Origin of the sequence: Paenibacillus sp. CECT 9249 (assembly GCF_918697855.1) — a bacterium.
GTDB lineage: Bacteria > Bacillota > Bacilli > Paenibacillales > Paenibacillaceae > MSJ-34.
The window spans coordinates 168,890-195,676 of record NZ_CAKKLI010000002.1; the positions used below are offsets into that span (position 1 = coordinate 168,890).

21 protein-coding genes are annotated in these 26,787 nt (G+C 53.8%); 5 read left to right on the top strand and 16 right to left on the bottom strand.

The features are described from left to right. Positions 1 to 92: 92 nt before the first annotated feature. From LQ229_RS02770 to LQ229_RS02780, 3 genes are all read right to left on the bottom strand, one after another. Positions 93 to 1,298: an L-threonylcarbamoyladenylate synthase gene (locus LQ229_RS02770; RefSeq protein ID WP_290370008.1), complete on the bottom strand. Its 1,206-nt coding sequence runs from the start codon at positions 1,296 to 1,298 to the stop codon at positions 93 to 95. Positions 1,299 to 1,515: 217 nt separating this feature from the next. Next, positions 1,516 to 2,244: a stage II sporulation protein R gene (gene spoIIR / locus LQ229_RS02775; RefSeq protein WP_216537446.1), complete on the bottom strand. Its 729-nt coding sequence runs from the start codon at positions 2,242 to 2,244 to the stop codon at positions 1,516 to 1,518. Positions 2,245 to 2,486: 242 nt separating this feature from the next. Then, positions 2,487 to 3,008 carry a hemerythrin domain-containing protein gene (locus LQ229_RS02780; protein ID WP_230190899.1) on the bottom strand — a complete coding sequence of 174 codons (522 nt, stop codon included), beginning with the start codon at positions 3,006 to 3,008 and terminating at the stop codon, positions 2,487 to 2,489. 259 nt (positions 3,009 to 3,267) lie between these two features. Here LQ229_RS02780 and LQ229_RS02785 point away from each other — a divergent pair, with 259 nt between their 5' ends. Both LQ229_RS02785 and LQ229_RS02790 read left to right on the top strand, forming a co-directional pair. Beyond that, positions 3,268 to 3,969, top strand: a complete 702-nt coding sequence (locus tag LQ229_RS02785) for a dihydroorotate dehydrogenase electron transfer subunit (RefSeq protein ID WP_216537445.1) — start codon at positions 3,268 to 3,270, stop codon at positions 3,967 to 3,969. Then, complete coding sequence (locus LQ229_RS02790) at positions 3,950 to 4,885, top strand: dihydroorotate dehydrogenase (protein ID WP_216537444.1); 936 nt, start codon at positions 3,950 to 3,952, stop codon at positions 4,883 to 4,885. Before LQ229_RS02785 ends, LQ229_RS02790 begins: the two co-directional genes overlap by 20 nt. A 160-nt stretch (positions 4,886 to 5,045) precedes the next feature. On the opposite strand, the gene prmC is transcribed toward LQ229_RS02790, so the two are convergent. The 10 genes from prmC to LQ229_RS02840 form a co-directional block, all read right to left on the bottom strand. Beyond that, entirely contained in the window at positions 5,046 to 5,930 is an 885-nt protein-coding gene (gene prmC, locus LQ229_RS02795; RefSeq protein WP_230190900.1) for a peptide chain release factor N(5)-glutamine methyltransferase, read from the bottom strand. Between the two features lie 52 nt (positions 5,931 to 5,982). Next, positions 5,983 to 7,050: a peptide chain release factor 1 gene (prfA, locus tag LQ229_RS02800; RefSeq protein ID WP_230190901.1), complete on the bottom strand. Its 1,068-nt coding sequence runs from the start codon at positions 7,048 to 7,050 to the stop codon at positions 5,983 to 5,985. An 86-nt stretch (positions 7,051 to 7,136) separates the two neighbouring features. Further along, positions 7,137 to 8,237, bottom strand: a complete 1,101-nt coding sequence (gene ychF / locus LQ229_RS02805) for a redox-regulated ATPase YchF (RefSeq protein ID WP_230190902.1) — start codon at positions 8,235 to 8,237, stop codon at positions 7,137 to 7,139. A 1,022-nt stretch (positions 8,238 to 9,259) separates the two neighbouring features. Further along, positions 9,260 to 9,979, bottom strand: coding sequence for an MgtC/SapB family protein (locus LQ229_RS02810; protein ID WP_216537441.1), 720 nt, complete (start codon positions 9,977 to 9,979; stop codon positions 9,260 to 9,262). A 364-nt stretch (positions 9,980 to 10,343) separates the two neighbouring features. Then, positions 10,344 to 12,152, bottom strand: coding sequence for a metallophosphoesterase (locus tag LQ229_RS02815; RefSeq protein ID WP_216537440.1), 1,809 nt, complete (start codon positions 12,150 to 12,152; stop codon positions 10,344 to 10,346). A 28-nt stretch (positions 12,153 to 12,180) separates the two neighbouring features. Further along, on the bottom strand, positions 12,181 to 13,014 hold the full coding sequence (locus LQ229_RS02820) for a carbohydrate ABC transporter permease (RefSeq protein WP_356709398.1): 834 nt from the start codon (positions 13,012 to 13,014) through the stop codon (positions 12,181 to 12,183). Beyond that, positions 13,011 to 13,904: a sugar ABC transporter permease gene (locus LQ229_RS02825; RefSeq protein WP_216537439.1), complete on the bottom strand. Its 894-nt coding sequence runs from the start codon at positions 13,902 to 13,904 to the stop codon at positions 13,011 to 13,013. The genes LQ229_RS02820 and LQ229_RS02825 overlap by 4 nt, the downstream gene beginning before the upstream one ends. A 65-nt stretch (positions 13,905 to 13,969) precedes the next feature. Beyond that, positions 13,970 to 15,247: an ABC transporter substrate-binding protein gene (locus LQ229_RS02830; RefSeq protein WP_230190903.1), complete on the bottom strand. Its 1,278-nt coding sequence runs from the start codon at positions 15,245 to 15,247 to the stop codon at positions 13,970 to 13,972. Between the two features lie 140 nt (positions 15,248 to 15,387). Continuing rightward, a complete protein-coding gene (locus LQ229_RS02835) occupies positions 15,388 to 16,953 on the bottom strand; it encodes a response regulator (RefSeq protein WP_230190904.1) in 1,566 nt (521 codons plus the stop codon). Beyond that, a complete protein-coding gene (locus LQ229_RS02840) occupies positions 16,950 to 18,713 on the bottom strand; it encodes a sensor histidine kinase (RefSeq protein ID WP_216537436.1) in 1,764 nt (587 codons plus the stop codon). The genes LQ229_RS02835 and LQ229_RS02840 overlap by 4 nt, the downstream gene beginning before the upstream one ends. 268 nt (positions 18,714 to 18,981) lie before the next feature. On the opposite strand from LQ229_RS02840, the gene LQ229_RS02845 reads away from it, so the two are divergent. Next, a complete protein-coding gene (locus LQ229_RS02845; RefSeq protein ID WP_230190905.1) occupies positions 18,982 to 20,067 on the top strand; it encodes an ABC transporter substrate-binding protein in 1,086 nt (361 codons plus the stop codon). Between the two features lie 61 nt (positions 20,068 to 20,128). On the opposite strand, the gene LQ229_RS02850 is transcribed toward LQ229_RS02845, so the two are convergent. From LQ229_RS02850 to LQ229_RS02860, 3 genes are read right to left on the bottom strand one after another with little or no spacing between them, the layout of a single operon-like run. Then, the gene (locus LQ229_RS02850; RefSeq protein ID WP_216537435.1) at positions 20,129 to 21,397 is read right to left on the bottom strand and encodes a PTS ascorbate transporter subunit IIC; all 1,269 of its coding nucleotides are present in this window, start codon (positions 21,395 to 21,397) and stop codon (positions 20,129 to 20,131) included. Continuing rightward, entirely contained in the window at positions 21,394 to 21,702 is a 309-nt protein-coding gene (locus LQ229_RS02855) for a PTS sugar transporter subunit IIB (protein ID WP_216537434.1), read from the bottom strand. Before LQ229_RS02855 ends, LQ229_RS02850 begins: the two co-directional genes overlap by 4 nt. After that, complete coding sequence (locus LQ229_RS02860) at positions 21,699 to 23,777, bottom strand: BglG family transcription antiterminator (protein ID WP_230190906.1); 2,079 nt, start codon at positions 23,775 to 23,777, stop codon at positions 21,699 to 21,701. The genes LQ229_RS02855 and LQ229_RS02860 overlap by 4 nt, the downstream gene beginning before the upstream one ends. Positions 23,778 to 23,982: 205 nt before the next feature. Between LQ229_RS02860 and LQ229_RS02865 the strand changes: the two genes are divergently transcribed. After that, entirely contained in the window at positions 23,983 to 25,641 is a 1,659-nt protein-coding gene (locus tag LQ229_RS02865; RefSeq protein WP_216537432.1) for an iron ABC transporter permease, read from the top strand. Positions 25,642 to 25,692: 51 nt separating this feature from the next. After that, positions 25,693 to 26,760 (top strand): ABC transporter ATP-binding protein, encoded by a 1,068-nt coding sequence (locus tag LQ229_RS02870; RefSeq protein WP_230190907.1) that lies wholly within the window; start codon positions 25,693 to 25,695, stop codon positions 26,758 to 26,760. Positions 26,761 to 26,787 lie beyond the last annotated feature (27 nt).

The following is a 26,787-nucleotide window of genomic DNA, read 5'->3' on the forward strand; positions in this document are numbered from 1 at the left end:
CTTGTCCATAGCGTCTTGTACACCATATGCGGACAAGTGTGGAAAGATTACTCGGCGTGAGAAAAATATAAGAAGGCGAGTTCATTAAAGTCCTATACTTCGACGATTCGGTGCCCCGCCGCTTTGACGAGCCGATTCATGACGGCAAGTCCGATCCCCTCTTCGGGGCACGCTTCGGCGAGGATGAAGCCGATGCCATGCTCGTCGAAGCTGCGCAGCGCGGCGTATAGCCGCTGCGCGGCCGTCTCCAAGGCGCGCAAGCTGCCGCAGGAGACGACCAGGTCGGCGCGATAGGCGCCCGCGTGCTCGTCGAAGGCGAGTACGCCGGTGCGTTCCCCGCGCCGCCGGGCCGCGTCCAGTTCGGCTTGGATCCAAGCCGATACGCGCTCGGGCGCGGCCCCTTTCACGATGCGCATGGCGCCGCGAGGCGCGTAATGCGCATATTTCATACCGGGGGAGCGCGGTGCGGGCTCCGCCGTTTGGTTGTCCGCCCGCGGCGCGTTCCGGCTTTGGACGGCGTCGCCGTCCCGGCCTGTGCGTTCCCGGGCGACCGCCTCTTCCGGGCGCGTATCGGACGCGGCGTCCAGCGCGGGCTCGAGCGTGACCTCGCCCGCGACTTCCCGCAGCTCGGCCGGCGTCACGCCGCCCGGGCGCAGCACATTGACGCGCTCGCCGATCAGCTCGACGACGGTCGATTCGAGGCCGACGCCGGTCGGCCCGCCGTCGACGATGCCGTCAATGCGGCCGGCGAGGTCTTCGCGCACATGCGCGGCGAGCGTCGGGCTCGGGCGTCCGGAGCGGTTCGCGCTCGGCGCCGCTACGGGACATCCCGCGGCCGCAATCAGCCGCAGCGCGACGTCATGCGCCGGCATCCGCACGGCGACGGTCGGCAGCCCCGCGGTGACGCGAGGCGAGACGGCGCCGGGGCGCGCCGGCAAGACAAGCGTTAGCGGGCCCGGCCAGAAGCGCGCCATCAATCGGCGCGCCGTCTCGCCGTACGGCAGCACCAATTCGTCCAGCTGCTCTCTGCCAGCGATATGAACGATAAGCGGATTGTCCGAAGGCCTTCCTTTGGCCTGGAAAATCCGATCCACCGCCTGCGTATTGCGGGCGTCGGCTCCTAAACCGTACACCGTCTCGGTCGGAAAAGCGACCGTCCCGCCCGCCTCGATCATGGCCGCCGCTTCCCGAATCGCCGATTCGCTGTCGGCGGAAGCTCCGCTTGCAACGCTCCATAAGCGGGTATCTTTCTTCCTATTTTCTGTTCCAAACGCTTCAGTCGTATTATGGTTATTCATCCGTTTCTCAATTCCTTACTTCGCTCGCTAGTGCGTACTAATGAATGTTGCCGCTTCTCATTATGTACATTATAACACAATCGCCACCGCCGTTTTAGCTGCCCGGCATTCTACGTACAACGTTCCCGGCAAGGCAAGGGACGCGCTGCAAACGGATCGAGCAATGAACCGTCCCGCATCGCCCAACATCGCATCCTGGGCGACGCGCCTGCCGCCTTTATGCGAACAGGCCGGCGATAAAGTCGAACAAGCGCATGAGCCAATCCCATAAGAAGAAACGCACTTCCGTCTCGCCCGCCGCAGCGGCCGCGCCGACATTGATTCTCTCCGCGCCCTGCTCCGCTTTTCCGTTCGCTTTGACGCTCTTCGCATCCGTTTTGGCATCGGCATTCCCTTGTGCCGCTTGCTCCTGGCCGTCGCGGGATTTAGCGACCGCTTCGCCCGTTCCCGCATCGATAAAGCAGAGCGGAGGAAACAAGACGCACCACCAATTCTGTCCCTCGCCTTTGCCCAAAGTCACCCGTACCGCCTCGTAATCCCCGGCGGGATATACTTGATCGCCGTACATTTTTGTCGGAAACGGCACGTTGCCGAAATCGACCTGATAGCCGTAATCGATTTGTTTTGCTTCCAATTCCTCCGCCACAATCGCCTCAATTTCGGACAAATGCGTCGTTACGATCCGGCGCGCTTCTTCCAAACTTTGCGGTTCTTCAAGCTGTTCGACCCATGTATTCATTTGCGCGACAATCTTGTCGCGGATTTGCCTTTTCACTGCCTGATCGGCAGCGCTATCCGAGTTCGCCAAAATGCGCAGGCGAATCGATTCTTGCGGAATCGCGCCTTGCACAACCGCCGCATCCGTGCGGTTCAACTCCCAACTCATCATCATAGTAACCAAAGCGAATATAATAAAAGCGGCAAAAAGTCCCGATTTACGCAACATACCAAAACGCCTCCCTAGCAGCGCTATCATAGGATCGCCGTTCGATTATCGATGGTTCGAGCGGCTATGTATAAGTGCTGAAACTATAAGAGACTCATGAGTTCTATTGATCAGTATGCCCGTATGCGGAAAACTTAAACCTATCAATCTATTAAATTTTCTATCAAAAAAAGGGCCGCTGACTCCGCAGCGCCCCTTGTCATCATTTTCCCAGTCTCATTGTCGTCTGTTAACGCTTTTGCCTAGTAACCGTATGCATTCGAACGGTCGGCAAGCGTAACAATCATTTCTTCCTCTTCCTGAAAGTGATTCATCAGTACTAGATAAGCCTGTGCCAAATAAGAAGCCATCTCCGTCGCAGCTTCCGGCCGAATCGGCAGCACTGCACGGTCCAGCGCCCCCAGAAAAGCCAATACGTACTGCTCGGCCAACTCGTGGCCATGCTCCATCGCGCAAAACTGCTCGGGCTCTTCGCCGAAATACCAAGCGATCATCGGAAATAGCGTTTCATCTTCCCATCTGGCATGGGCGGCCAGTTCGCTCATATAGGATACAACCTTCTTTTTCAGACCGGTGATGATGTGAATCAGTTGCTCGTCATGCCGCTCCCGCACGATGGTCTGTGCAGCCTCGCGCAGTTCCATCAGCCCTTTCCGAAGGGCCGCATGCTCTTCCTTCAATCGGTCAACCGCCTCTTCCAAAAGATACAACGGGTGATTCAATATCTCTTCTCCAATGGTCAGTCCGGCATAAGTTTTCATCATGCATCCCTCCATAAATATGCTTTCGTCGCTTCCTTACATTAAGAGTATAGAAATACGGAAAAATCGTATGTGAATTAATTCACTTATCAATCGCATTACCCGGTACACTTCTGTGACATTTCTTTCACATTGCGCGACGCCTATGCCCTCGGCACGATCCGGAGTTGGCAGCACTGTGACTCTTATCATTCGATTTGGGCTTGCATTCGGCTATGCTAGCAATAGGGAATGAAGATATTTTGCCTGAAAGGAGTTGCGTATGCCAACCGTTATTTCAAACACCGAAGTTGCCGGGAATATATGGCTTCTGACGGTCGAAGGCGAATTTTCAGGCGGGATGGGCCAATTTTATATGCTCCGCGCATGGAAGAATGATCCGCTGCTGTCACGTCCTCTTAGTATTTTTAATATCAAGCCGGGCATGATTCAATTTTTGTACAAGGTGCGCGGGAAAGGCACAATGAGATTGGCGCGGCTGAAACCTGGAGATTCGATCGGACTGGAAGGACCGTTCGGGAACGGCTTTCCGAATTTGAAAGGAAAAATCGCGCTTGTTGGCGGAGGCGTGGGGATCGCCCCGTTCTATTATGCCGCCAAACAATTGCCCGCGGCCGACGTTTATTTAGGCTTTAGCCACGAACCGTATCTGGTCGATGAATTTCGCCGGGCAGCAAGACGCGTTATACCGAAATTCGGGCTAAGTCTGGTGAATGATCTGGAGATCGGATTATATGATGCGATCTTCGCTTGCGGCCCGAACGCCATGATGCGAGCGCTCGCGCAAAAAGCGGAGCATACGGGAACGGCCGTCTATGTATCGTTGGAGAAGCATATGGCTTGCGGCATCGGGGCTTGTCTCGTTTGCAGCGTAGTTTGTAAAGAGGGAAACAGGAAAGCTTGCGCGGACGGTCCGGTATTTCTAGCGAGGGAAGTGAACTTTGATGCGGAATATGGTTTGTAATGTGGCGGGCATTCCGTTTGCCAATCCGGTCGTGATGGCTTCGGGAACGTTCGGCTTCGGCATGGAATATGCCCGAATATACGATATTAATAAGCTTGGCGGCATTGCCGGCAAAGGATTGACGTTCCGTCCGAGAACCGGGAACGTCGGCTTTCGAGCATGGGAAACCGCGTCGGGAATGATGAACAGCGTCGGGCTGGAAAATCCGGGCATTCCCGCTTTCCTGGAGCGAGAGATGAAATTTATGGAGACGATCAAGCCGGTAAAAATTATTAATCTTGGCGGCAGCGATGTCGATGAATATGTGCTTGGCGCACGCGCAATCACGGAGTATACGATGAAACGGAGATTGCAAGGGGGTCAAGGCGTCGATATGATGATCGAACTAAACATTTCGTGCCCGAATGTGAAAGATGGCGGGTTGGCTTACGGAATCAGGACAGACATGGCCCGAACGGTCGTGCGCGAGGTCAGGGCGGCAACATCGCTTCCGCTTGCGGTCAAGCTGTCGCCGAACGCCGAGAATATCGTCCAAATGGCGGCAATGTGCGAGGAAGAAGGGGCCGAGGCGCTGTCGCTTGTCAACACATTCTCCGCTATGGCGATAGATATTAACCGCAGAAAAAGCGTTTTCGAGCAAGGCTATGCCGGATTGTCCGGCCCTGCGATTAAACCGATCGCGCTGCGCATGGTGCACCAGGTCGCCGGACAAGTGCGAATTCCGATCATGGGAATAGGCGGCATCGCCAATGCAAGCGACGCGATCGAATTCATTATGGCCGGGGCCGCCGTCGTCCAGATCGGCACTGCCAACTTCACGAATCTCCGTGCAGGCGAGGACATCGTTGCCGGCATCGAGGCGTTTATGGAACGGGAGAACATCGAGAGTCTGGACGAAATCCGCGGCATCATTTAGCGATTTGAATTTACGCACTCGGGGATTGCGGATTACTTCTGCTGCGCTCCTTTTGCCGAAATCCCGTTCGCTCAGAACAGGTGCGAAACAGCTCCCTATACCGCAAAATTGCCGATAATAAAGCCCGGTTCGAAGCGCGAACCGGGCGATTATCGTTGTTTTATGTGCGGACGGCGATGACATGCCGTTCGATCCCCGCCAAGTCGGGCACGATGTATACCGTGTCCCAATGTCCCGCCGCCTCCATCATGGCGGCGACTTCGCGAGCTTGGCCCATGCCAAGCTCGAAGCCCATGACGCGCGGCGCGCCAGCGAGCAGCGGCAGCTGCGCGAGCATGCGGCGGTACGGGTCGAGCCCGTCCGTACCGCCGTCCAGCGCGGTGCGCGGCTCATAGTCGCGCACCTCCGGCTGCAGCCCCGCGATGTCTCCCGCGGGGATGTACGGCGGGTTGGACACGACGATGTCCAACCGCTCCCCCGCGAACGGCGCCAGCAGGTCGCCGTTCGCCCACGCGATGCGCGCGGCTGCGCCGTTACGCGCCGCATTGCGCTGCGCCACTTCGAGCGCAGCGGCGGAAATGTCCGACGCGCATACGCGCCATGTCGGACATTGCACCGCGAGCGTCACCGCAATCGCTCCGCTCCCGGTGCCGATGTCGGCCACGGACGGCGCGGCCGCAGACGCATCCGCGCCGTCCGGCCACAACCGCCGCCCTTCCCGCACGACGGCCTCGACGAGCAACTCCGTCTCCGGCCTCGGGATCAGCACCGCCGGCGTCACCTCGAACGGGAGACCGTAGAACTCCTGCGCCCCGATAATATACTGCGCCGGCTCCCCGGCCGCTTTGCGCGCCACGATTTGCCGCCACTGCGCCTCCCGCTCCGGCGGAAAAGCCTCGTGCCAACGCAGCAAATACGCCGCGCGGTCCAGGCCGAGCAGATGCCGCAGCAGCAGCTCCGCCACATGCGGCGCTTCCGCCACGCCCCGCTCGCTTAAAAAAGAAGAAGCCTCCACAAAGGCTTCGCGTATCGTCTTATTTTGCATCGAACACACTCTCTTCCCGCAGAGGCTTCGGATGATCGGCGCCAACCGCCGATTATTCCGCTTTTTCCATGAGCTCAGCTTGTTCGGTCAACGTCAAGGCGGCAATAATTTCCTCCATATCGCCGTTCATGACCGCGTCAAGCTTATGCAGCGTCAAACCGATCCGATGGTCGGTCACACGGCTTTGCGGAAAATTATACGTGCGAATCCGCTCGCTGCGGTCGCCCGTACCGACTTTGCTCTTCCGCTCGCCGGCGTACTTCGCTTCTTCTTCTTGGCGCATAATATCGTAAATGCGCGCGCGCAGCACTTGCAGCGCTTTGACTTTATTGTCGTTTTGCGACTTTCCGTCCTGACACGTCGCTACGATTCCGGTCGGGATATGCGTTACCCGTACGGCCGACTTCGTCGTATTGACCGATTGCCCGCCCGCTCCGCTGGAACAGAACGTATCGACCCGAATGTCCTTGTCGAGAATTTCCACTTCGACTTCCTCGACTTCCGGCATCACCGCAACCGTCGACGTGGACGTATGAATGCGTCCGCCCGATTCCGTTACCGGAATGCGCTGCACGCGATGTGCGCCGCTCTCGTATTTCAACTTGCTGTAAGCGCCCCGGCCGTTAATCATGAAGATCACTTCCTTAAAGCCGCCGAGATCGTTAATATTGGCGTCCATCAATTCCACGCGCCAGCCTTGCGCATCCGCATAACGCGTATACATGCGGTACAGGTCCGCCGCGAACAATGCCGCCTCGTCCCCTCCCGCCGCGCCGCGAATTTCCACAATGACGTTCTTGTCGTCGTTCGGATCTTTCGGAAGAAGCAAGATCCGGATTTTTTCTTCCAATTCCTTCTGCTTGGAGCTCAGCTCTTCAATCTCCATTTTGACCATTTCGCGCATTTCATCGTCCAGCTTTTCGCCCAGCATTTGTTTGGCCGCTTCAAGTTCTTCTATCACATTCTTATATTCGACGTACGCCTCATACGTCGGTTGAATATCGGATTGTTCTTTCGAATAATCGCGCAATTTTTTGGAATCGTTCGCCACGTCCGGATCGCACAACAATTCGCTTAATTTCTCATAACGATCCGCAATGGATTGCAATTTGTCCAACATGTTCGTTCACCTCAATCTGTTTCAATAATAATGTATTTTATGCAGGCCGCATCGACCGCTTGGCCCTCATTCCGCTTCGGCACGCGCTAAACGTTGAAACGGAAATGCATTACGTCGCCGTCCTGCACGACATATTCCTTGCCTTCCAAACGAAGCTGGCCCCGCTCCTTGACTGCGTTCATCGAGCCGGCAGCGATCAGATCGTCGTAAGACACCACTTCCGCACGGATGAACCCGCGCTCGAAATCGCTGTGGATAACGCCGGCCGCCTGCGGCGCTTTCGTGCCTTTGCGAATCGTCCAGGCGCGAACTTCCTGCACCCCTGCCGTAAAATACGTATATAAGCCCAGCAAGCGATACGCCGCCCGAATTAACCGGTCAAGCCCCGACTCTTCCAAGCCGAGCTCTTCCAGAAACATCGCTTTATCTTCGCCTTCCAGTTCCGCGATCTCCGATTCAACCTTTGCGCTGATCGGTACGACTTCCGCGCCCTCTTCCGCCGCAAACTCACGCACCTTCTGCACATACGGGTTGTTGTCCGCATCGCCCGCTTCTTCTTCGCTTACGTTGGCTGCGTACAGCACCGGCTTGATCGTCAGCAAATGCAAGTCGCGAATAATCAGCTTCTCTTCCTCCGAGAGCTCGACGCTGCGCGCAGGTTTGTCGGCATACAGCGCTTCCTTCACGCGCTCCAGCACCTCGACTTCGGCGGCATATTTTTTGTCGCCGCTCTTCATATTTTTACGGGAACGTTCGATCCGTTTCTCCACGCTTTCCAGATCCGCGAGAATCAATTCCAGATTAATCGTCTGGATATCGCTGATCGGATCGACCTTTCCGTCTACATGCGTAATGTTCTCGTCTTCGAAGCAGCGCACCACATGCACGATCGCATCCACTTCGCGAATGTGGGCCAAGAACTTATTGCCAAGCCCCTCGCCTTTGCTTGCGCCGCGCACAAGACCGGCGATATCGACAAATTCAAAGGCCGTCGGAACGGTCTTATTCGGAACGACCAATTCGGTCAACTTGGTCAAACGCTCGTCCGGCACTTCCACCACACCGACATTCGGGTCGATCGTGCAAAACGGATAGTTGGCCGATTCCGCCCCCGCTTGCGTAATCGCATTGAACAATGTCGACTTCCCTACATTCGGCAAACCTACGATGCCCGCTTTCAAAGCCATATATCAATACACTCCTTAATTATCATAACAACTTAACTAATATATTATATAGTAAAATCCGCAAAACTGAAAGCCCCCGCTGTACCGCAAGCATCGGCGCAATCGTGGGGCCGGTTCGCCTCTCTGAATCCGCGTCTGCCAGGTATTCCGTGTCTGCTAGGTACCATGTGCCTGCTAGGTATCCCGTGTCTGTCGGGCCTGTCCTTCTGTCTCTTATTTCGCCTTCTGTCGAAATCCCCTTTGCTCATGATGCAAATTCCTTGGGGTCAAGGTGAACGAACGTAGTACACAGTGGTACTAAACGGTGTACAACTTTTATTTGGAGACGAGAATAAAACAAGATCATTATGCAAATGTTTGCCGCCTATGCCTTCGATACGAACGAGCCATTCCCGTTCCTGCCTAAATTTCGTAATCAATTCGGCTCTCTGAACGGCCGGAATAGCGGAGCCCCACTTCTGATCGAAAGGAATACCGACAAAAGGGAAGATAAACACAACCTTCTGACCAAACGGGATACCGACAAAAGGGAGATAAACACAACCTTCTGACCAAACGGGATATCGACAAAAGGGAAGATAAACCAACCTTCTGACCAAACGGGATATCGACAAAGGGAAGATAAACCAACCTTCTGACCAAACGGGATATCGACAAAAGGAAGACAAACCAACCTTCTGACCAAACGGGATATCGACAAAAGGGAAGATAAACCAACCTTCTGACCAAGCGGGATATCGGCAAAAGGGAAGATAAACCAACCTTCTGACCAAACGGGATATCGACAAAGGGAAGATAAACAACCTACTGACCAAACGGGATATCGACAAAAGGGAGAAAAAATCAAGAGGAACGAGGCGAGAGCCAGAAACGGTATAACCGAAACACGCGGGATAAACTAACACCGGCACACTAATCTATCATAACGAACCCCACATATTCCGATATAAGGCGGGTCGCCGAGACGCCGGCAAACAAAAAAGCAGCGGGCCCCTCTCTCTGCACCGCTGCTTCTTGCGCATTTATGGCAGCTGTTCCGATTGCACGGAAACGACATGCTCCCATTTCGATATTTCTTCGATCGCCGCCAGCAATTTGTCCGGCGACTTGACCCGCAGCACCAGTTTGACGGCGATTGCCGGCGCTTCCCCTGCGGGACGGGATGCCGCTTTGCCCGGAACGATCCGCATATTGACAATATGGATGCCTTTCTCGCGCAAGGCGGCATGGAGCTCGGCGAGTACGCCCGCGTAATCGATCAATTCAATGTCCAATTCCCGATTTCTACGTTCTTTTCCCCATGTTTTTTCCCATTTGTTCAATAAATGCAAGCTGATTAGCGCCAATAGCGTACAAACGAGCGCGCCGGTATAGAAGCCTGCTCCCACGCATAAACCGAGGGCGGCGACAACCCATACCGATGCGGCCGTCGTCAAGCCTTTAATGACATTGCCGTTCCGCAAAATGGCGCCTGCGCCGAGAAACCCGATGCCGCTGACGACTTGCGCGGCCAGGCGGGCGGGATCCATCCGTACGTTCGGCTCGGCGGCAAATTCGGCAAAACCGTAAATCGACAATAACATAATCATCGCGGATCCCAAGCAGACGAGAATATGCGTACGGAAACCGGCCGCATGATTGTTCCTCTCCCGCTCGATGCCGATGAGACCGCCCACGGCGGCGGCCATGATCAGCCTGAGAACCAATTCCCACTGGGTAATATGCCAAACGCTTTGTCCCATTGTTCCAAACGACTCCCCCTTCCCACGATAACGTTGCGCTAAGCGATTTCCCGCGTATCCAGCCGGTTGCGCCATGAAGATTTCCCGTGACGATTACAAATTCCTGCAATCATCCAGGTATTTCTCATCGAAACAGGAGGGTAGGTAAAAAAGCCTGCGATTATACAGGAATTCCCTACCAAATCACCCCATACTCCATTGTCGCGAGAAAAAAGATGTATTTTTGCAGGCTTGCTGATTTAAAGGTCCTTCAACGGCTGCCTATCCATTTTCCGCTGGAGCGGTATTGTCTGACATGATGTCCTCGAATCCGTCCCTGTTAACCGGCTTGGTCTATACCGGTTCGTCATCGCCAAGAACGTAGCTACAGGCGCTCCCGGTTCGTCTCGATGCGCCATACTTGAAGCTTCGGGCGCTTTGCCTCATTGACCGCGTTCATAGCGATGGCGATCGAAGAGCAAATCCAGGCGTCTCCGTCAGGATACGAACGCGTAATGGCGACCGCCCGTCCTTCCGCCGTATCGAACTTGCGCAATATTCGTTCGTTTACTGCGGCAAAGTAAGCTTGCCCGCCAATCAGAAACGCGATGCGGTGATTGCCGAGACAGACGATCTGCATGTTCCCCTCGTCCCCTTCCGGGTGCAAACCCATCAAAGGAAGGACATAACGATTGCATCCGTCCGTCGAAACGATAGACAAATCTCCGTTCTCTTTCACGATCGCCGCTTCCTGATCCCGCCAGGCATCCCATGCCGCAACGCCTGTATGCTCCGATACGAATCCGCGCGTCTCGTCGTCGTAACGGTACAATGTGCCCGAATGGGCAAGCATCCATAATTTCGTTCCTTCCGCGTACAGTTGCAAACATGATTCCGGCAATGCCGCAGTCCGCTCGATCGTCAGCTTGCCGGGACCGGACGAATCGTCAATGCTCCAAAGCTCCGTGCCGACCGCCGCCCAGATTCCCCCGGAATCGCGTTCCGCCATCGCGGTCGCTTCGCTCTCGAACCGCACTTTCTCGAACGGCCATGCTCCATCCGCATCGCGGACGAACCGCCATGGGCTGCGGAGATCCGTCCGGCCGACGAAACGGTCCCAAGCCATCCATACATGGCCCGGCGTCACGGCAATCCCTTTCAAAGGCGCGCCGATATGAAGCGTACCGAGTACGGACTCGGTTTCCGGCTCCGCCTCCCACGTAAAACCGTCCTCTGTCGAAACCAAATACCGTTTGGAAGACAGCGGCACGATACCGTTCCGAATGGCCGGCTCCTCGCCTACCGAACAGGAATGAACGGGAGCGAGCGAAACTTCGGTCGGAGCAATCAGCTCTTTCGCATTGCCGGCATGCTCCCACCCGCCTTCGTCCGTGATCGCGCGCTTCGTATGATCCAAGGTTAGCACTCGCACCGCATTGGCATCGATATCCAAAATTCTCGATTGCCGTCCTCCGTCGCGCGTGAACGTCGGCCCGTGCACTCCGGTAATAAAGAAATGAGTGCCGTGCCGGTACGTATGCGAATCCGTATGAATATGGCTCAGATGATAATGGGCCGAGAACCACATGACGATTTCCGGCGTATTTTTAACTAATTCATGCCAGCGATGCGGTTGGTGATTTTGATCCAAATAAGCGTTCGTCGAACGCACATGCACTTTCGGCACCGTACGCAGCCCGCATCCGATCGGCGGAGCATGCGTAAAGAAGACGACCGGCACGTTCGGACGCTCCTTCAATTTCCGCGCCAACCAATCGAATTGTTCGTCGGATACGAAGCATTCCTGCACGTCGTAACAAGAATTCGGCATTTGCGGTTCGGTGGAAGCGAAGAAGAAGCGGAAATCGTCGTATTCCAGCACCCCGTAAGGCTTGTCCAGATCGAACATCTCCATAAAACGCCGCTGAACCGTGCCTTTTGCCTGAACGCCGTTGCCCGATTCCAGTTCCAAATCGTGATTGCCGAGGATCGGCCTTAACGGCGCTCCCGTTTGCTTCAAAAATTCGAACGCTTCTTCAAGGCCTTCGATCCGCCCGATCATCCCCTGACTGCCGAAGTCTCCCAGCGGTATAACCAAATCCGGATTGCAATTTGCGATATCCTCCATTGCCGATCGCGTCGCGTCGTATTGGTCGGAATGCAAATGGAAATCTCCCAAAATGACAACTCTCATCGTGATTCGTCCTTTCGTCCGTTTCTTCCTAACCCTTTACCGCACCGGATGTAATCCCTGCGATAATATGCTTCTGCATGAGCAGAAAGAAGATGACCATCGGAATAATGGCCAGCGTCATCGCAGCCATAGCCAGATGATATTCGTTATTGTACTCGCCGAAATATACCGACGACGCCAGCGGAATCGTTTTATTCTTCTCCGAGGTCAAAGTGATCAACGGCAACAAGAAGTCGTTCCAAATCCATAATGTATGCAGGATGGCGATCGTCGTCGTGATCGGCTTCAAGAGCGGGAGCAGAATGCGGAAATAGACGCCGAATGGCCCGCTTCCGTCGATATGGGCCGCCTCTTCGAGCTCATGCGGCACCGATTTGATAAAGCCGTGGTATAAAAAGACGGCCAAAGGCAAGCCGAACCCGCAATACATAAGAATCAAGCCGTACAAGGAATCGATCAGGCTCATATCTTTCGCCACCTTGACGAGCGGAATCATCAGCGTTTGAAACGGAATGACCAGCGAAGACAGGATAGCGAAAAAAATAATTTGGCTTACAACGCCCGGACGCCTTACCAATTGATAAGCGGCAGCCGAACTGATCAGCAAGATCAGAATGACGGACACGACCGTAACGAGCAATGAGTTGGTGAACACCTTCAAGAAATCGAGCTGTTTCCATACGGTGATAAAGTTATCGAATTGAAACTTGCTCGGGAGCGCCAATGCCGATTCGATAATTTCGCTAAACGATTTAAATCCGCTTATAAAGGTAATGTAGATCGGAAAAAGAAAGAGAAGCGCCAATACGATCATGATTAGTTCCAGCAGGAATTTCCCCGCGCCGTAACGATGCTGCTTCACATTTCCACCTCCTTGCGTTTCATAACCGCCGTTTGAATCAATGTAATCGACGCCAGAATGACGAAGAAGAAAACGGCTTTCGTCGATGCGTAAGTAAACAGGTTTTTCATGAACGCATCGGTATAAATTTGCAAAGCGAGCGACTCCGTCGACCCGAACGGACCGCCTTTCGTCAAAGAAAAGTTCAGATCGAACGCTTTAAAGCTGCTGGAAATCGCCAAAAATACGCATACGGTCATGGCCGGGCGGATCATCGGCACGACAACATTCCACAATCGGCGCAGCCGTCCGGCGCCGTCGATTTCCGCCGCTTCCAGCAAATCCTTCGGCACCCCTTGCAGCGCCGCCAAGTAAATGATCATGTAGTAACCGGCCGAATGCCATACCGCGACGATGACGATGGACCAGAACGCCGGACCGGGCAAGCTGAGCCAGTTTTTCTGAAATAAGGCCCAGCCGGTCATTTGGCCGATTTCCCCGAAGAGCTGGACAATGATAAATTGCCAAATAAACCCGATGATGACGCCTCCGATGACATGCGGCAAGAAAAAGCCGGTGCGCAGCAAGTTTTTCGTTTTGAGCGCTACGTTTAAAGCCAAAGCGATGAGGAACCCGAAAATGTTAAACAGGATCGCCGTGACGGCGACATACTTAATGGTAAATCCGAATGATTTCCAGAAGTAGCGGTCTTCGAACAACATGCGATAGTTGTCCAGACCCGCCCAGCCAACGTTGCTGCTGATCCCGTTCCAATCTTGAAACGAATAAATGACGCCTCGTACGAACGGAAGCAGAATAATCAAGCAGAAAAACAGCACGGCCGGAGCTACGAAAACGGAATAGACCAAATATTGTCTTGTTTTCGACTTCACGTCATTCTCTCCTTTCATTTACAGTTATAGGAATGTAAAAGGTTCCTGGCCGTTAATTGTCAACCAGGAACCTGCCAATGACTTTATTTTTTTACCCGAAGGTCCCAAGCGTTTTGCAATTCTTGAAGCGTCTGTTCTTTGTTCGTTTGGCCTCCGATATATGCCTGCAAAATTTTAGGCGAATCTTCCTTGATGCCGACCGGCCATGCGCTAAACGCCCAAGGAACGGTTTTTCCGTTCTCGACATAAGCGGACATATCCATTGCGAGCGGACCAAGTTCCGGAGTCGTTTGCAAATCGGTGAAAGCAGGAATAAATTTAAAGGAATCTACAATATATTTCTGCCCGTTCTGATGAAGCCATTCCAAAAACTTCAACACTTCGTCGACATGTTTGGAATTTTTGTTCACAACATAGTATCCGGGTACCGAAACCGGCATTCTCGTTTCTTCCGGATTGTCGGTAAGCGGAAGAGCGAACATCCCCATATTCAAATCGGGATTGACTTTCTGGATCGGATCGATCGTCCAAACGCCTTGATGCATCATCGCCGTTTTGCCCGTGGCGAAGTTGGAAATTTGGTTATCGTAGTTGACGCCTAACGATTCGAGACCTTTTCCGTAATCGGCTCCAAGTCCCAGTACGTCGAAGAAATTGTCGATATATTTCAGGTCGCCGATTTTCATCTCGCCGTTTTTCAATTTGTCCAAGGATGCGGCCGGGTCGCTCTCATAGGCGAACGGCAAATTGAACAAATGGTATAACGGGAAGGATTCCTGATAAGCTTCCGTGTAAGGCTCGATGCCGGCCGCTTTCAGCTTCTCGGCCGTTTCTTTCAGTTCCGTAAACGTGGCAGGCAATTGCTCAATGCCCGCCTGCGCGAACAAATCCTTGTTATAGATGACGCCGAAACCTTCGAAAGCAAGCGGGAAGCCCAGCTTTTTGCCGTCTACCGTCATGCCCTCGATCGATAACGGAGAGGCTTTCTCCATCCACGGTTCATTGGACAGGTCAAGCAAATTTTCCGACCAGGATTCCATGATGCTGTATCCGTTCGAATAAAAAATATCGGGCTCGTCCCCGGAAGCGAAGCGCGTTTTCAGAATCGTATTATAATCTTTGACGACTTGCGCTTCGATGATCACATTCGGGTTCTCGGCCATATAGTCCTCGACCATCGCCTTTACTTTATCCGTAATTTCGATTTTGTTTTGGAGCAGCTTGATCGTTACTTTCTCCCCGCCGTTGTCCCCCGCGGCTTCCTTAACGTCGGCGTTTTTCTCGGTGCCGCCGCCGCAGCCCGCTACAAGCGCGCCAAGCATCGTGAAAACCGTGAGCATCGCGAATAACTTTTTCTTCACAACTCGTTCCCCCTGTAGTTTTCGTTGATTATGTTTCCTATGCTCTTTATTCTAATAGACTGCCAGAGGTTGACGGCAGAGAATATATTGACCCAAAAAGGGAATATCGGGACTTCTTCGGTTCAAAGGCGAGGAGCGGCTTAGACATGCCTGTTTTCTTTCCGGAATTGAAGCGGAGATAGGCCTGTCTGTTTCTTGAATACTTTGCCGAAATAATTTTCATCCGTATAACCGAGCAGCCCGGCCATCTCCGACACGGAAATATTCGTGCCGACGAGGAGCGATTTGGCGCGTTCTACCCTAAGCTCCGTCAAATAGGTAATGATGGTCGTGCCGTACGTCTCCTTGAACTTGCGCGCGATATACCACGGATTGAAATTGAATTTCCGGGATAGCATCGCCAAGGATATATCCTCCTGAAAATGGAGGGTTATATATTCATGGATCGCTTCGATGCTGCGGATCGGGAACCCGCCGCCGCTGCGGTCGATCAGCGAGCACCATGCTTCGGCGAACAGCCGCTGCCATTCGTCGATATCCGCGATCCATAACGGCATAAACGAAACGGCGGCATTGTTGTCCGACGGCCGATCGCGGTACGCCTTTTCCAAAAGCAGATTCGCTTCATAGGTATAGCCCTGCAGATCTTTCAACCGCAATGTTCCCCGATCCTTCAGCTCCTGCGCAAAGGACCGGACAATCTCGGCGACGTACGCCTTATCCTTTCTCTGCAATGCGGTCTCCAGGAAAATCCGGCGTTCCGCCAAGCTCGGCAATTTCGTCGCATCGTCTTTATGTTGCGGGACGCCCGATATGACGTCGCACATCAAGAGCGCCGCGCGCGCGCCGGCGATCGCCTGCGGCAGCGTCTCCGCGCCGGCCTCCCCCTCGTGAATCCCGATCAGCATCTTCAGTCCCAACGTATCCAACCAGCATTGGGCTAATTTCTCGATATAAAATTTTTGTTTGGACGGCATCATGCCGGACGAGCCCCAAAAGGTTAAAAGTACCCACTGCTCATCGTCCAGTCTGCATAAGTAATAAGGGTTGTACGGCTCCAAAACCTCATGGGCGATATTATGCAAGGCGAACGCAAACAGTTCGACATCGCCTTGAAAACGCCGGTATTGAATATCCGAACGGTTGGATGGCAGCAGCATCGCCGCCGTTACGGAACCTGCGGGAAGCCCCCTCCTCGCGAAAATATGGCGTATCCCTTCATGAAAAGCGAATTCCCCTTTCAAATAGCCGGCCAGCTTATGCTCGTCCAACAAGTCTTCCGCTTGACGTATCCGGTAACCTGCATGGATCTCTTCCTCTTCGCTGCTTTCCTGCTCCCTCCAGGCGGTGACCGCCCTTGTCAAAGCTTGCTCCAAATCCTTTTTGCGAAAAGGCTTCAGCAAATAATCGACCCCTTTGGCCATCAGCGCCGCATGCGTATAAGCAAAATGATCGTACCCGCTTACGACGATCACTTGCGTCTTCAAGCTTTCCCGGCGCAGCGATCGGAGCAGCGCTACCCCATCCATGCCGGGCATGTTCATGTCGCAGAACATTACCGCAGGTTTATGCTCGCGGGCAAGCGCCAACGCCTGCCGCCCGTCTTCCGCTTCCAATACTTCAGTAACGCCGAATTTCCGCCAATCGACCGCCAAGGTAATTCCTTCTCTTACATGCTCTTCGTCGTCTACCAACAATACTTTCACGATTGGTCTCCTCCCTGTTGTTGATCATGCACCGGAAACTGAAGAGTAATGATCGTTGATTCATAGGGACGGCTTTGTATTCCCCATACAAAAGCCGAACCGTAACAAATGCGCAATCGCTGCAGCACATTCGCCAGCCCGATCCCGCCTTTTCGCCGGCCGGGCGCTTGGCGGCTCGCGTATTCCTGTTCGATTCGCGCGATCGTCGCCGGTTCGAAGCCTTTGCCGTTGTCGATAATACGCAGGCAAAGCTCGCTTCCGTTCAACTCGATTCCGATATGCAAATCGCCTTTCCCGCTCCCCTTCTCGATCCCGTGAATGATGCTGTTCTCCACCAACGGCTGCAGAATCATCTTCGGTACGATCAAGCCGAGCGCTTCGTCCGGACAGGATAGCGTGTAAGATAGTTTATTTTTGAATCTGCCGATCTGCAATGACAAATAATGCTCCACATGCTGAATTTCCTTGTATAAAGGCACGTTTTCCGTCTTCAAATCCATACTGTAACGAAGAATGGAGCCCAATTCGGCGATTTTATCGCTTATTTCCTCGACTCCGTGACGCAAAGCCAACGTGCCGATCGATTGCAGCGTATTGTATAAAAAATGCGGATTGATTTGGGCTTGAAGCATTTTCAAACGAGCTGTGGACAATTCCAATTGGCTGCGGTATTCCCGGTCGACAAAATCGTCCAAATTGCGGACCATCGTCTGAAACCGCTGCTCCAACACGCCCAATTCATCTTTGTTTCCCCCTGCCGGCTCCACGTCGAAGTTGCCGGACTGAACCTTGCTGATCGATCGCAAAAGCCGCTTGATCGGGGCAATGGTCATGAAAGATAAAATCGAGGCGAACAAGATAACGAACGCGATGGCGACCAATTGAACGATCAGCATCCGATTCAACGTCTTGTCTGCCGATTCGTTAATCGTATCCTTCGGGACGAATTTCACCATCGTGAGCGGGATCTCTTTAAATTGGTCTCTCGTATAAATAAAGATCCCGGGCTTGTCCTTGAACTCTCCGGTCGCAAATCCGCCCTTCTGCCCGAAATCCGGCTCGGTCATCGCAACCGTGCCGGCATCTTCCTCTTCCGAAGCCCATAACAGCCTCAAATCGTCCTGGATGTATAAAAAGGTTGCCTCTCCTTTATCCGGCTTGGATAAAGACTCCATCAATCTCGCCAGCTCGTCCATCCCGACATAAAGCGATGTCAATCCCAACACGGTAGATTCGGGATAATCGACAAGCAACCGATGCAGGGCCAACACCCGCTCGTTGCCAAGCTCCGTCGCTTCGAATTCGTTCGCTTCATCCCATGCTTCCGGGGATGCCGGCAAATCGATGTCGGCATTGCCTCGGTCCGCCCCGAATCTTCCGTCGCCAAGACGGGTGTATGTGTGATGGTTCATGGCGCTGATATAGCGAACGGCGCGCATCTCGGAACGGCTCGCATACAGCTTGTTCAACTGGTCGGTAATTTGAATGAGCAGGAGAGGCGTCGCTTCCGTTCTGCGCAAATTGTTCATAAGCTCGTTGTCCTGATAATAGGACGCGGAAACGACTCGTAACTCTTGCAAGTAACGTTTAATATTTTCCATGCTTAAATCCATCGATTGCCGATTAAGGGAAATGACTTCCTGTTCGACCCATTTCGATGTCGTCCGATGCGAAACGATGTTGGATAAAGAAAAAGGAATGATAGAGGCCAGCAGCATTCCGACAAGCAATTTCGCAAATAAACTGCGCTTGATCCACATTTGTATTCTCCTCTGGTTGATTACGATATCAAGTCTCGGCGGCAAGGCCGCGCTTCGTTGATTATTGTAAGTTTGCGGCGGCTCAAATTCAAGGAAAGCTTTCTGGAATGGCGGCTCCCTTGCCGGCGGCATAGCGATGTACGGACAAAGATGCTCTATTTTTTGCCGCATGAAACGGCAGGAAGTTGGACTGGTGAACTGAAAGCGCAACCATTAAGATGGTACTGAAACGAATTAAGAAGTCACCAGAAGGGGGAAGTTACGAACGATGAAAAAATGGTTCAGCGCACTTACGATCTTCGCCATGGTTACGGCTCTGCTTACCGCATGCGGCGGCGGGTCGCAGTCGGCGGGCGGAACGGGGGATTCGTCTTCGGGAACGCAGAACGAATCTTCGGGCCAAACGGACGATAAGCCGAAAGGCAAATTGACGGTGTATGTCGGTTTCCAAGAAGACCATGCGATTGAAGCGATGAAGCAATTTACGCAAGATACCGGCATCGAGGCGGAGATGATCCGGATGTCCGGCGGCGAAATTCTCGCCAAAATCCGGGCGGAGAAAGACAATCCGCAAGCCGACATTTGGTACGGCGGTGCGGCCGATACGTTCCTGACGGCGCAGGGGGACGGCCTGCTGGAGCCTTACACATCGCCGGTAGCGGATAAAATCGACGCCAAGTATAAGGATCCGGACGGATACTGGACCGGCATCTACGTCGGAGCGGTCGGATTCGCGTCCAACAAGGACTTTCTGAAAGAGCATAATTTGCAGCCGCCGACGAAATGGGAAGACTTGTTGAACCCGGTTTACAAAGGAAATGTCGTTATGGGAGATCCAAGCTCCTCCAGCACCGCCTATACGATTATGTACACGATTCTGAAAGTAATGGGAGGCGAAGAGCAAGGATTCGATTATCTCAAGCAGCTGCACAGCCAAGTTTCGCAATATACGACGAGCGGAACGGCTACGGGCAGAATGGTCGGCATGGGCGAAGCGGCCGTCAGCGTCCTATTCGCGCATGATATCGTGAAATACCAAGAGGAAGGCTTCGATTCGCTCGAGCTGTCTTTCCCGGAAGACGGAACAGGTTATGAAACGGGCGCCATTGCCATGATCAAGAACAGCAAAAATCAGGAATTGGCCAAAAAATTCATCGATTGGGCGCTCGACAAAGACGCTCAGGAAGTGGGACAACGTACGGGCAGCTACCAAACGTTGACGAATCCGGATGCGAAACAGCCGGAGAAAGGCATCGATTTCTCCAAACTCAACCTGATCGATTACGATCTGGCCGAGGCCGGCAAGATGCGGCAAAGCCTGATCGACAAATGGAACAACGAAGTGAAAAAGTAAGGCTCACGCAAAAACCTGCCGGCGGCATGCGTCCGGCAGGTTTCATGTATAGATGGAACTCTTAACGCAACAAAACCTCGATAATATCGTGAACGATAATGCCGACTACCGAATAATCGCTGTCGGCGAACGTAGCGCGTATAAAGCCGAGCCCCGATAGCAACGGCGTCAGAAAGAGAGGCAGCATCGTAATCAGAAACCCGTGGCACAACGTCGCGACGACAAGCCCTCTCCTGCCCCCGATTTTATACGCGATGACGCCCGAAGCTCCTCCGGAGAAAAAATGCGGGATGATGCCGGGAATAATGACGGTATATTGTACGTTCAACGTCAGCAGCATGGCCGCAAGGCCCCCGGCAAAACTCAGCAAAAACCCCAGTATTGCCGCCACAGGCGCATACGTAAACAGCACCGGGCAATCGAGCGCCGGAATGGAACCGGGTACGAGCCGCTGCGCGATCCCCTGGAATGCGGGAATAATCTCCGACAGCATCATGCGCACCCCGTGCAAAATTATATATACGCCCCCGGCAAACCATATCGATTGGATGACGGATACGATCAATAAATTGCGGCCTGCGAATATTTCGCTGATCGATCTGGAAGTTGCGAACAAGCTGGAGGACAGGAACAGAATAAACGTGAACACGGCGATGACGATCATATTGTCTTGGAAGAAAGGCTGCATCTTCTTGAACGTCTCCGGGACCGGTTTTTCCGTCTTGGACTTGAACAGGAAGGCGATCAATCCCGTCACCGCGAATCCGACGCTGTTGAAATGGCCGATCGCAAAGTCGCCGCTGCCCACTGTTCGGCGCACGAACGGCTGGGCGAGGGCCGGACCGAACGACATGGTTAAAGCCAGCACACAGCCGCCGATCGCGTATTGTTCCCAATGGCGCAAAGGGAAGGCCGATAGTATGCTCGCCAGCATCGAAGCCATGAACAAAATATGATGGCCCGTCAAAAATATATATTTGCAGCTCGTCCATCTCGCGATGGCGAGATGCATCGCCATGCCGATCAGCATAATAAAGGCGATTTCCTGTCCGTAGTTGATCTGAGCCAGGGCCGTAATCGTCTCGTTATGCGGAATAATACCGATAATCTGAAACCCGTTCTGAATAATCGCCGACAGGTTCGACAGCGAGGAACCGGCCGCCGAGGCGCCGATTTGCAGCAACGTGTAGCCGAGCATCGTTTTTACCGTTCCCCCGACGACCCGTACGGGCTTTTGCCGCTGAAGCAGCAAGCCGATCAGGGCGATCATCCCCAGCAGAAACGCCGGTTCCCCGAACAGTCCTTTGTTGATCGTTTGCGTCAAATTCATTCTTCGATCACGTCTTCCCCTGCCCGCCTGTCAAACCAACCGCTCGACGCGAGCCGCTGCCTTAAATGTTCCTTATCCGTAATGCTGTCGAGCGCAATCGTTCGAAGGCCCGGACGAAGCGGTAAAGCTTCGACGACTTGTCTTGCGCCGATGACCAGCTCGGCGTCGTACATATTGACGGATGAAGAGTCGCATTGCTCGATATGCGCCGCAATGCCGTATTCCTGCAACAGGGAAACTAGGTTCATACGAATCATCAAGCTCGTCCCAAGGCCGCTCGAGCATACGACAACAATCGTGTTCATAGGCCCTCCCTCTGTCTCAATCCGTTCCATACTTCTTCCGCGCTCGCCGTCTCTTTCAGCCGCATCATGAACGCCTCGTCGTTCAACGCAGCGAGCAGCGTGGACAACGCCTTGACATGCTGCTCCTTGTCGGCCGCGGCCAGGGTGACGATGAGCCAGACCGGCTGCCGCGCAGGCCCGAACGGCAGCGGTTCGCGGAACGTCAGCAGGCTGAAGCCGGTATCCCAGACGCCGTCCAGCATCGAGGCGTGCGGGAAAGCGATGCCTTCGTGGATAATGAAATGATGCTGCTGCGACCGTACCATGTCGACGAGTTTCTCCTCATATTGCAATCCGGTCAATCCCCGTTCGCACAGCAGCCTGTTTCCCAGACGAACAGCCGTCTCCCAATCCGTTTCGCGCAGTTGGAGCCGAATGGAATGAACGGGCAGCAGCGCGGTCAGTTCCCGCCCCTGCAGAAACTTCGGGCTGCCTTGGAACATTTGCAGCAATTCTTCCAGCAATTTGCCGCGATCGGTAATTTGGGCGTACTTCTCCGTAATACGCAGAATACGGTTCACCGTCTGAATCGTTTCGGCCTCGACCTGCCGCGCCGGAGGCGCGACGCCGAGAAAAGCCGCCACCCGCTCCCGGTCTTCTTCCGGCAGCAGCGGCGACACTTTCAGCCAAGGCACCGGTACGGCATGGCCGATGTCGATCATCGTCAGAATCGCGTCCGCGTCGAATACGGTAATATGCTTCGCATCCTGGTACGAATATTCTCCCACAACATCTACATGGGGGAAGAGCGCGTCCATCCGTCTGTGGAGAATCGAAGACGTGCCGAGACCGGAGCTGCAGACGATCGCCACCCGCTTCTTCCGGGCGACGGTCCGTTGGTTCAGGCCGCTGCCGATATGCATGACAATATAGCCGATTTCATCCCGGTCGAGCGAAACGTCAAACGGCTTCATCTCTTCGGCCGCTACCCGCTCGAGAATGCCGAGCAGCGCGCCGTATTCTTGCTCCAGTTGTTCTATGAGCGGATTCTTGGTATGCAGCCCGAACTTCGAACGATAAATCGCCGGCTTCAAATGGACGGCAAGCCCCTGCACGATTTGCTCCATTCGCTGCAACGGATGTCCGAGCTCGCGCTCGACGCCGATGACGATGCGCTTGGCCAGTTGCACATATTGCGAATCGCCGGCCGACTGCCCGCTCTTCTTCTGCGCCCCAAGCACATGCTGCGTAATATACCCGATCTCCTCCAGCGGCATCTCGACGCCAAAGTAACGCCCGACTTGTCCGGCCAGCGTATCGCGCACGACGCCGAACTCCTCTGTGTCCTGCAGTTCCAGCAGCAGTTCGCGGTCCATTAGAATCGCATGATTTCCCTTGAGACGCTCCATCGCCATTAGCAAATGCAAGATCAGAGCCGAGCAGCCTGCATCGGAAAATTCGATGGACAAGCGCCGTTCCAGCCGTTTGACGGCATCGAACAGAAAATGCGCGTCCTCGGTGCGAAACCATGAATTCCAGGGCTGGTTGCCAAGCGGCGCCGCGCCGTCCAGCACGAACTGCAATATTTTCTCATCCGTCATTTCCGTCCGGAGCAGTTCCAGATAAGCATTCCTTTGGCAGCGCTCGCTGCCGCCGATTTTCATCCAGCCGCGTTCCCGCACCAGCTCAAGCCCCCGTTCCGCCAGCCATGCCTTCGCTTCCGCAATGTCAAGCAGCAACGTGTTGCGGCTAATCTTGAACTCATCAAGCACGTCTTCGGTCCGCAGCTTCGTTTCCGCAAGCAGCCGTTTCAGCATTAAGAGGACGCGCAGCTTTCCGTCCACATATTCGGGTCTGCGCGCCAGTTCCTTATCGATATGTTCCCATTGCTCCGGTTCGAGTTCAATTCTGACGCCCAGCTTGCGGTCGCGTTCCAGGCTGACGCCGTAATCGCGCAGCCATTCTTCCAGCATGAGCAGATCGTGGCGAACGGTTCGCGGAGAAATGCCGTATTCCTGCCCAAATCTGTTAGCGGATATATAGGAATCTTCTTCAATCAGTTGCAACAGCATTTGTTGTTGGCGGCTTGTCAGCATTGTTGTCTCACCCTTCCGTAAGTAAACCGCTTTCATAAATGGTAAACCTTTTGCGTCATCCTGTAAAGAGGCAACGCCCAAACTCGCCAATTGCGCACGTTTTTCTGCCGCCAGAAGCGGCAAAACGTTGGACTGTCCCTTTGTAAGCGTATCCGCTACGATGAGAATGGAGGAAATCGATACATCACTTGAAAGGAGATACGGAATGAAACGCTCCAAAATATCGCGCGATCCGCTGCTTATGCTTTGTATCGTGCTCGTTATGCTTAGTTTGTGTGTTTTTATCGTCTATCCATTATTCCAAATTTTAAAGACGAGCTTTATCACAACAAACGGACAATTGGATCTCGGCGGCTACCGCAGAGTGTTCTCGGGAGGCCGGCTGTTCGAAGCGCTGCGCAACTCGCTGCTTCTCGCCTTCATCGTTGGGACGCTGTCGACCGTTATCGCATACCTGTTCGCCTATACGTTCGCTTACGTAAAGGTTCCCTTCAAAAAGCTGTTTAACGGAATCGCTATCTTGCCGGTCATATCGCCGCCGTTCGTCATCTCGTTATCGGCCATTTTATTGTTCGGCAAGCAAGGTTTTATTACCAAGCATCTGCTGGGAATGACGAATGCCGACATCTACGGACTGCACGGATTGGTGCTCGTTCAGACGCTGACATACTTTCCGGTCGCGTTTCTCACCTTGGCCGGCTTGCTCCGTTCGATCAGCCCTTCGCTGGAAGAAGCCAGCTCCAACATGGGAGCGGGCAAATTAAAAACGTTTCTGACGGTCACGCTTCCGTTGTCGGTTCCCGGCATCGCCAACGCTTTCTTGCTCGTGTTCGTGCAATCGCTGGCCGATTTCGGCAACCCGATGACGATCGGCGGCAACTATACGACCGTCGCGCGCGAGATCTATTTGCAAGCGGTCGGCAGCTACGATATGCAAGCCGGCGCCTCGCTCGCCATGATGCTGCTGATGATCACCTTTATCGTATACGTCCTGCAGAAGTTTTGGGTCGGCAAGAAAAGCTACGTTACCGTGACGGGGAAACCGACGCACGGACGCAAGATGATCGAAAAAGGAGTCGGCAAAAATATTCTGTTCGGCGCTTGCTTCATCTTGTCCCTTGCGGTTATCGCTTTCTACGTGCTGGTGCCGATCGGCTCGTTCATCAAATTATGGGGCATCAACAACAGCTTTACGCTCGATCACTATAAATATGTATTCTCGATCGGACAGAAAGCGATGCGCGACACGCTGACTCTGTCGATCATCGCTACGCCGATCGCCGGATTGCTAGGCATGATCATCGCGTTCCTGATCGTACGCAAGCAATTTTTCGGCAAAAGAGTGTTGGAAATGGTCAGCATGCTCTTGCTCGCCGTTCCGGGAACGGTTATCGGTATTTCATATGTTCTGTCTTTCAACAAGGCGCCGCTTGCGCTCACAGGCACGGCCGCCATCATTATCGCCGCGTTCGTCGTCCGGGCGATTCCGGTCGGGATCCGGTCGGGTATCGCCTCGCTCCAGCAGATCGACCCGTCGATCGAGGAAGCGGCGACCGACCTTGGCGCCAGCCAGTCCAAGACGTTTACGAGCGTCGTGCTGCCGCTCATTAAGCCGGCCTTTTTCAGCGGGCTGGTCTACGGATTTGTGAAAAGCATGACCGCGATGAGCGCTGTCATCTTCCTCATCTCGGCCAAATTCAACCTGATCACGGCATCGATTCTAAGCCAGGTGGAGACGGGCCGAATCGGCGTAGCCAGCGCTTACTGTACGATCCTGATCGTGATTATGATCGTGGCCCTGCTGCTGCTGAATACGGCGCTCAAATTTGTAGGGGGCGGAACGAACGATTCTTCCCTCATGTAAAGACAATGCCAAGACGTACAACTTCCAAAGCAAGTCAAGGAGGGTATTCCCATGAATGCGAAATCTGTTTCTTTGCGCAATGTTGCCAAAGCTTTTAAAGACGAAAAAAATCAAACCGTATACGCCGTATCCGATGTGAACGTCCAAATCGAGGCGGGGGAGTTCGTGACGCTGCTCGGCCCTTCCGGCTGCGGCAAAACGACAACGCTGCGCATGATCGCCGGTTTTGAAGATATTACAGCGGGAGATATTTACTTCGGAGAGGAGAAAGTCAATACGATTCCTCCGAATAAACGGGATTGCACGATGGTATTCCAATCGTACGCGCTCTTCCCGCATCTGAGCGTATTCGATAATATTGCTTACGGCCTGAAAATTAAGAAACTGTCCAAAACCGAGATTATGAAGAAAGTTCATGGCGTGCTGGACATCATGAACTTAACGGAGTATAAAGACCGTATGCCTTCGCAGCTTTCGGGCGGCCAGCAGCAGCGCGTCGCTTTGGCGCGGGCGCTGGTGATGGAGCCGGGCGTACTGCTGTTCGACGAGCCGTTATCCAATCTGGACGCCAAGCTGCGCCTCGTCATGCGGGACGAAATCCGCCGCATCCAGCAGCAGATCGGCATTACCGCCATATATGTCACCCATGATCAGAGCGAGGCGATGAGCATGAGCGATCGGGTCATCGTCATGAATAAAGGGCAAATCGAGCAGATCGGCACGCCGCAACAAGTATATCAGCGGCCGGCCACGAAATTCGTCGCCGATTTTATCGGAACCGCCAACTTCATCGACGGCCGCGTAATCGAGGCAACGGAGGATCGACTGCATATCCGCACCCAAACTGGTATAATGATGGCGAGAAATACCGGCGTTCACCGGGTAAACGACGAAGTGTCGGTCGTGGTCCGTCCGGAAGCCGTTCGGCTGACGAAAGGCACAGAGAATGTCGCCGTCGTGACGAAAAGCGTCTTTATGGGCCAAACGCAAGAATATGAAGTGGAGTTTGAAGGCACAACGTTGCAAATTACGGAAAACAATCCGTCGGAGGAAAGCGTTCACCGGGTGGGCGAATTCGTATCGTTGCAGTTTTCCGAACATTCGTTGCATGTAATATAAAAAGATAGCGGGAAAGCGGGGATGGAA

Coding starts and splice junctions, on each gene's coding strand:
- LQ229_RS02770 (WP_290370008.1), bottom strand. CDS start 1,298: ATGAATAACCATAATACGACTGAAGCGTTTGGAACAGAAAATAGGAAG.
- spoIIR (WP_216537446.1), bottom strand. CDS start 2,244: ATGTTGCGTAAATCGGGACTTTTTGCCGCTTTTATTATATTCGCTTTG.
- LQ229_RS02780 (WP_230190899.1), bottom strand. CDS start 3,008: ATGATGAAAACTTATGCCGGACTGACCATTGGAGAAGAGATATTGAAT.
- LQ229_RS02785 (WP_216537445.1), top strand. CDS start 3,268: ATGCCAACCGTTATTTCAAACACCGAAGTTGCCGGGAATATATGGCTT.
- LQ229_RS02790 (WP_216537444.1), top strand. CDS start 3,950: ATGCGGAATATGGTTTGTAATGTGGCGGGCATTCCGTTTGCCAATCCG.
- prmC (WP_230190900.1), bottom strand. CDS start 5,930: ATGCAAAATAAGACGATACGCGAAGCCTTTGTGGAGGCTTCTTCTTTT.
- prfA (WP_230190901.1), bottom strand. CDS start 7,050: ATGTTGGACAAATTGCAATCCATTGCGGATCGTTATGAGAAATTAAGC.
- ychF (WP_230190902.1), bottom strand. CDS start 8,237: ATGGCTTTGAAAGCGGGCATCGTAGGTTTGCCGAATGTAGGGAAGTCG.
- LQ229_RS02810 (WP_216537441.1), bottom strand. CDS start 9,979: ATGGGACAAAGCGTTTGGCATATTACCCAGTGGGAATTGGTTCTCAGG.
- LQ229_RS02815 (WP_216537440.1), bottom strand. CDS start 12,152: ATGAGAGTTGTCATTTTGGGAGATTTCCATTTGCATTCCGACCAATAC.
- LQ229_RS02825 (WP_216537439.1), bottom strand. CDS start 13,904: ATGAAAGGAGAGAATGACGTGAAGTCGAAAACAAGACAATATTTGGTC.
- LQ229_RS02840 (WP_216537436.1), bottom strand. CDS start 18,713: ATGTGGATCAAGCGCAGTTTATTTGCGAAATTGCTTGTCGGAATGCTG.
- LQ229_RS02845 (WP_230190905.1), top strand. CDS start 18,982: ATGAAAAAATGGTTCAGCGCACTTACGATCTTCGCCATGGTTACGGCT.
- LQ229_RS02850 (WP_216537435.1), bottom strand. CDS start 21,397: ATGAATTTGACGCAAACGATCAACAAAGGACTGTTCGGGGAACCGGCG.
- LQ229_RS02855 (WP_216537434.1), bottom strand. CDS start 21,702: ATGAACACGATTGTTGTCGTATGCTCGAGCGGCCTTGGGACGAGCTTG.
- LQ229_RS02860 (WP_230190906.1), bottom strand. CDS start 23,777: ATGCTGACAAGCCGCCAACAACAAATGCTGTTGCAACTGATTGAAGAA.
- LQ229_RS02865 (WP_216537432.1), top strand. CDS start 23,983: ATGAAACGCTCCAAAATATCGCGCGATCCGCTGCTTATGCTTTGTATC.
- LQ229_RS02870 (WP_230190907.1), top strand. CDS start 25,693: ATGAATGCGAAATCTGTTTCTTTGCGCAATGTTGCCAAAGCTTTTAAA.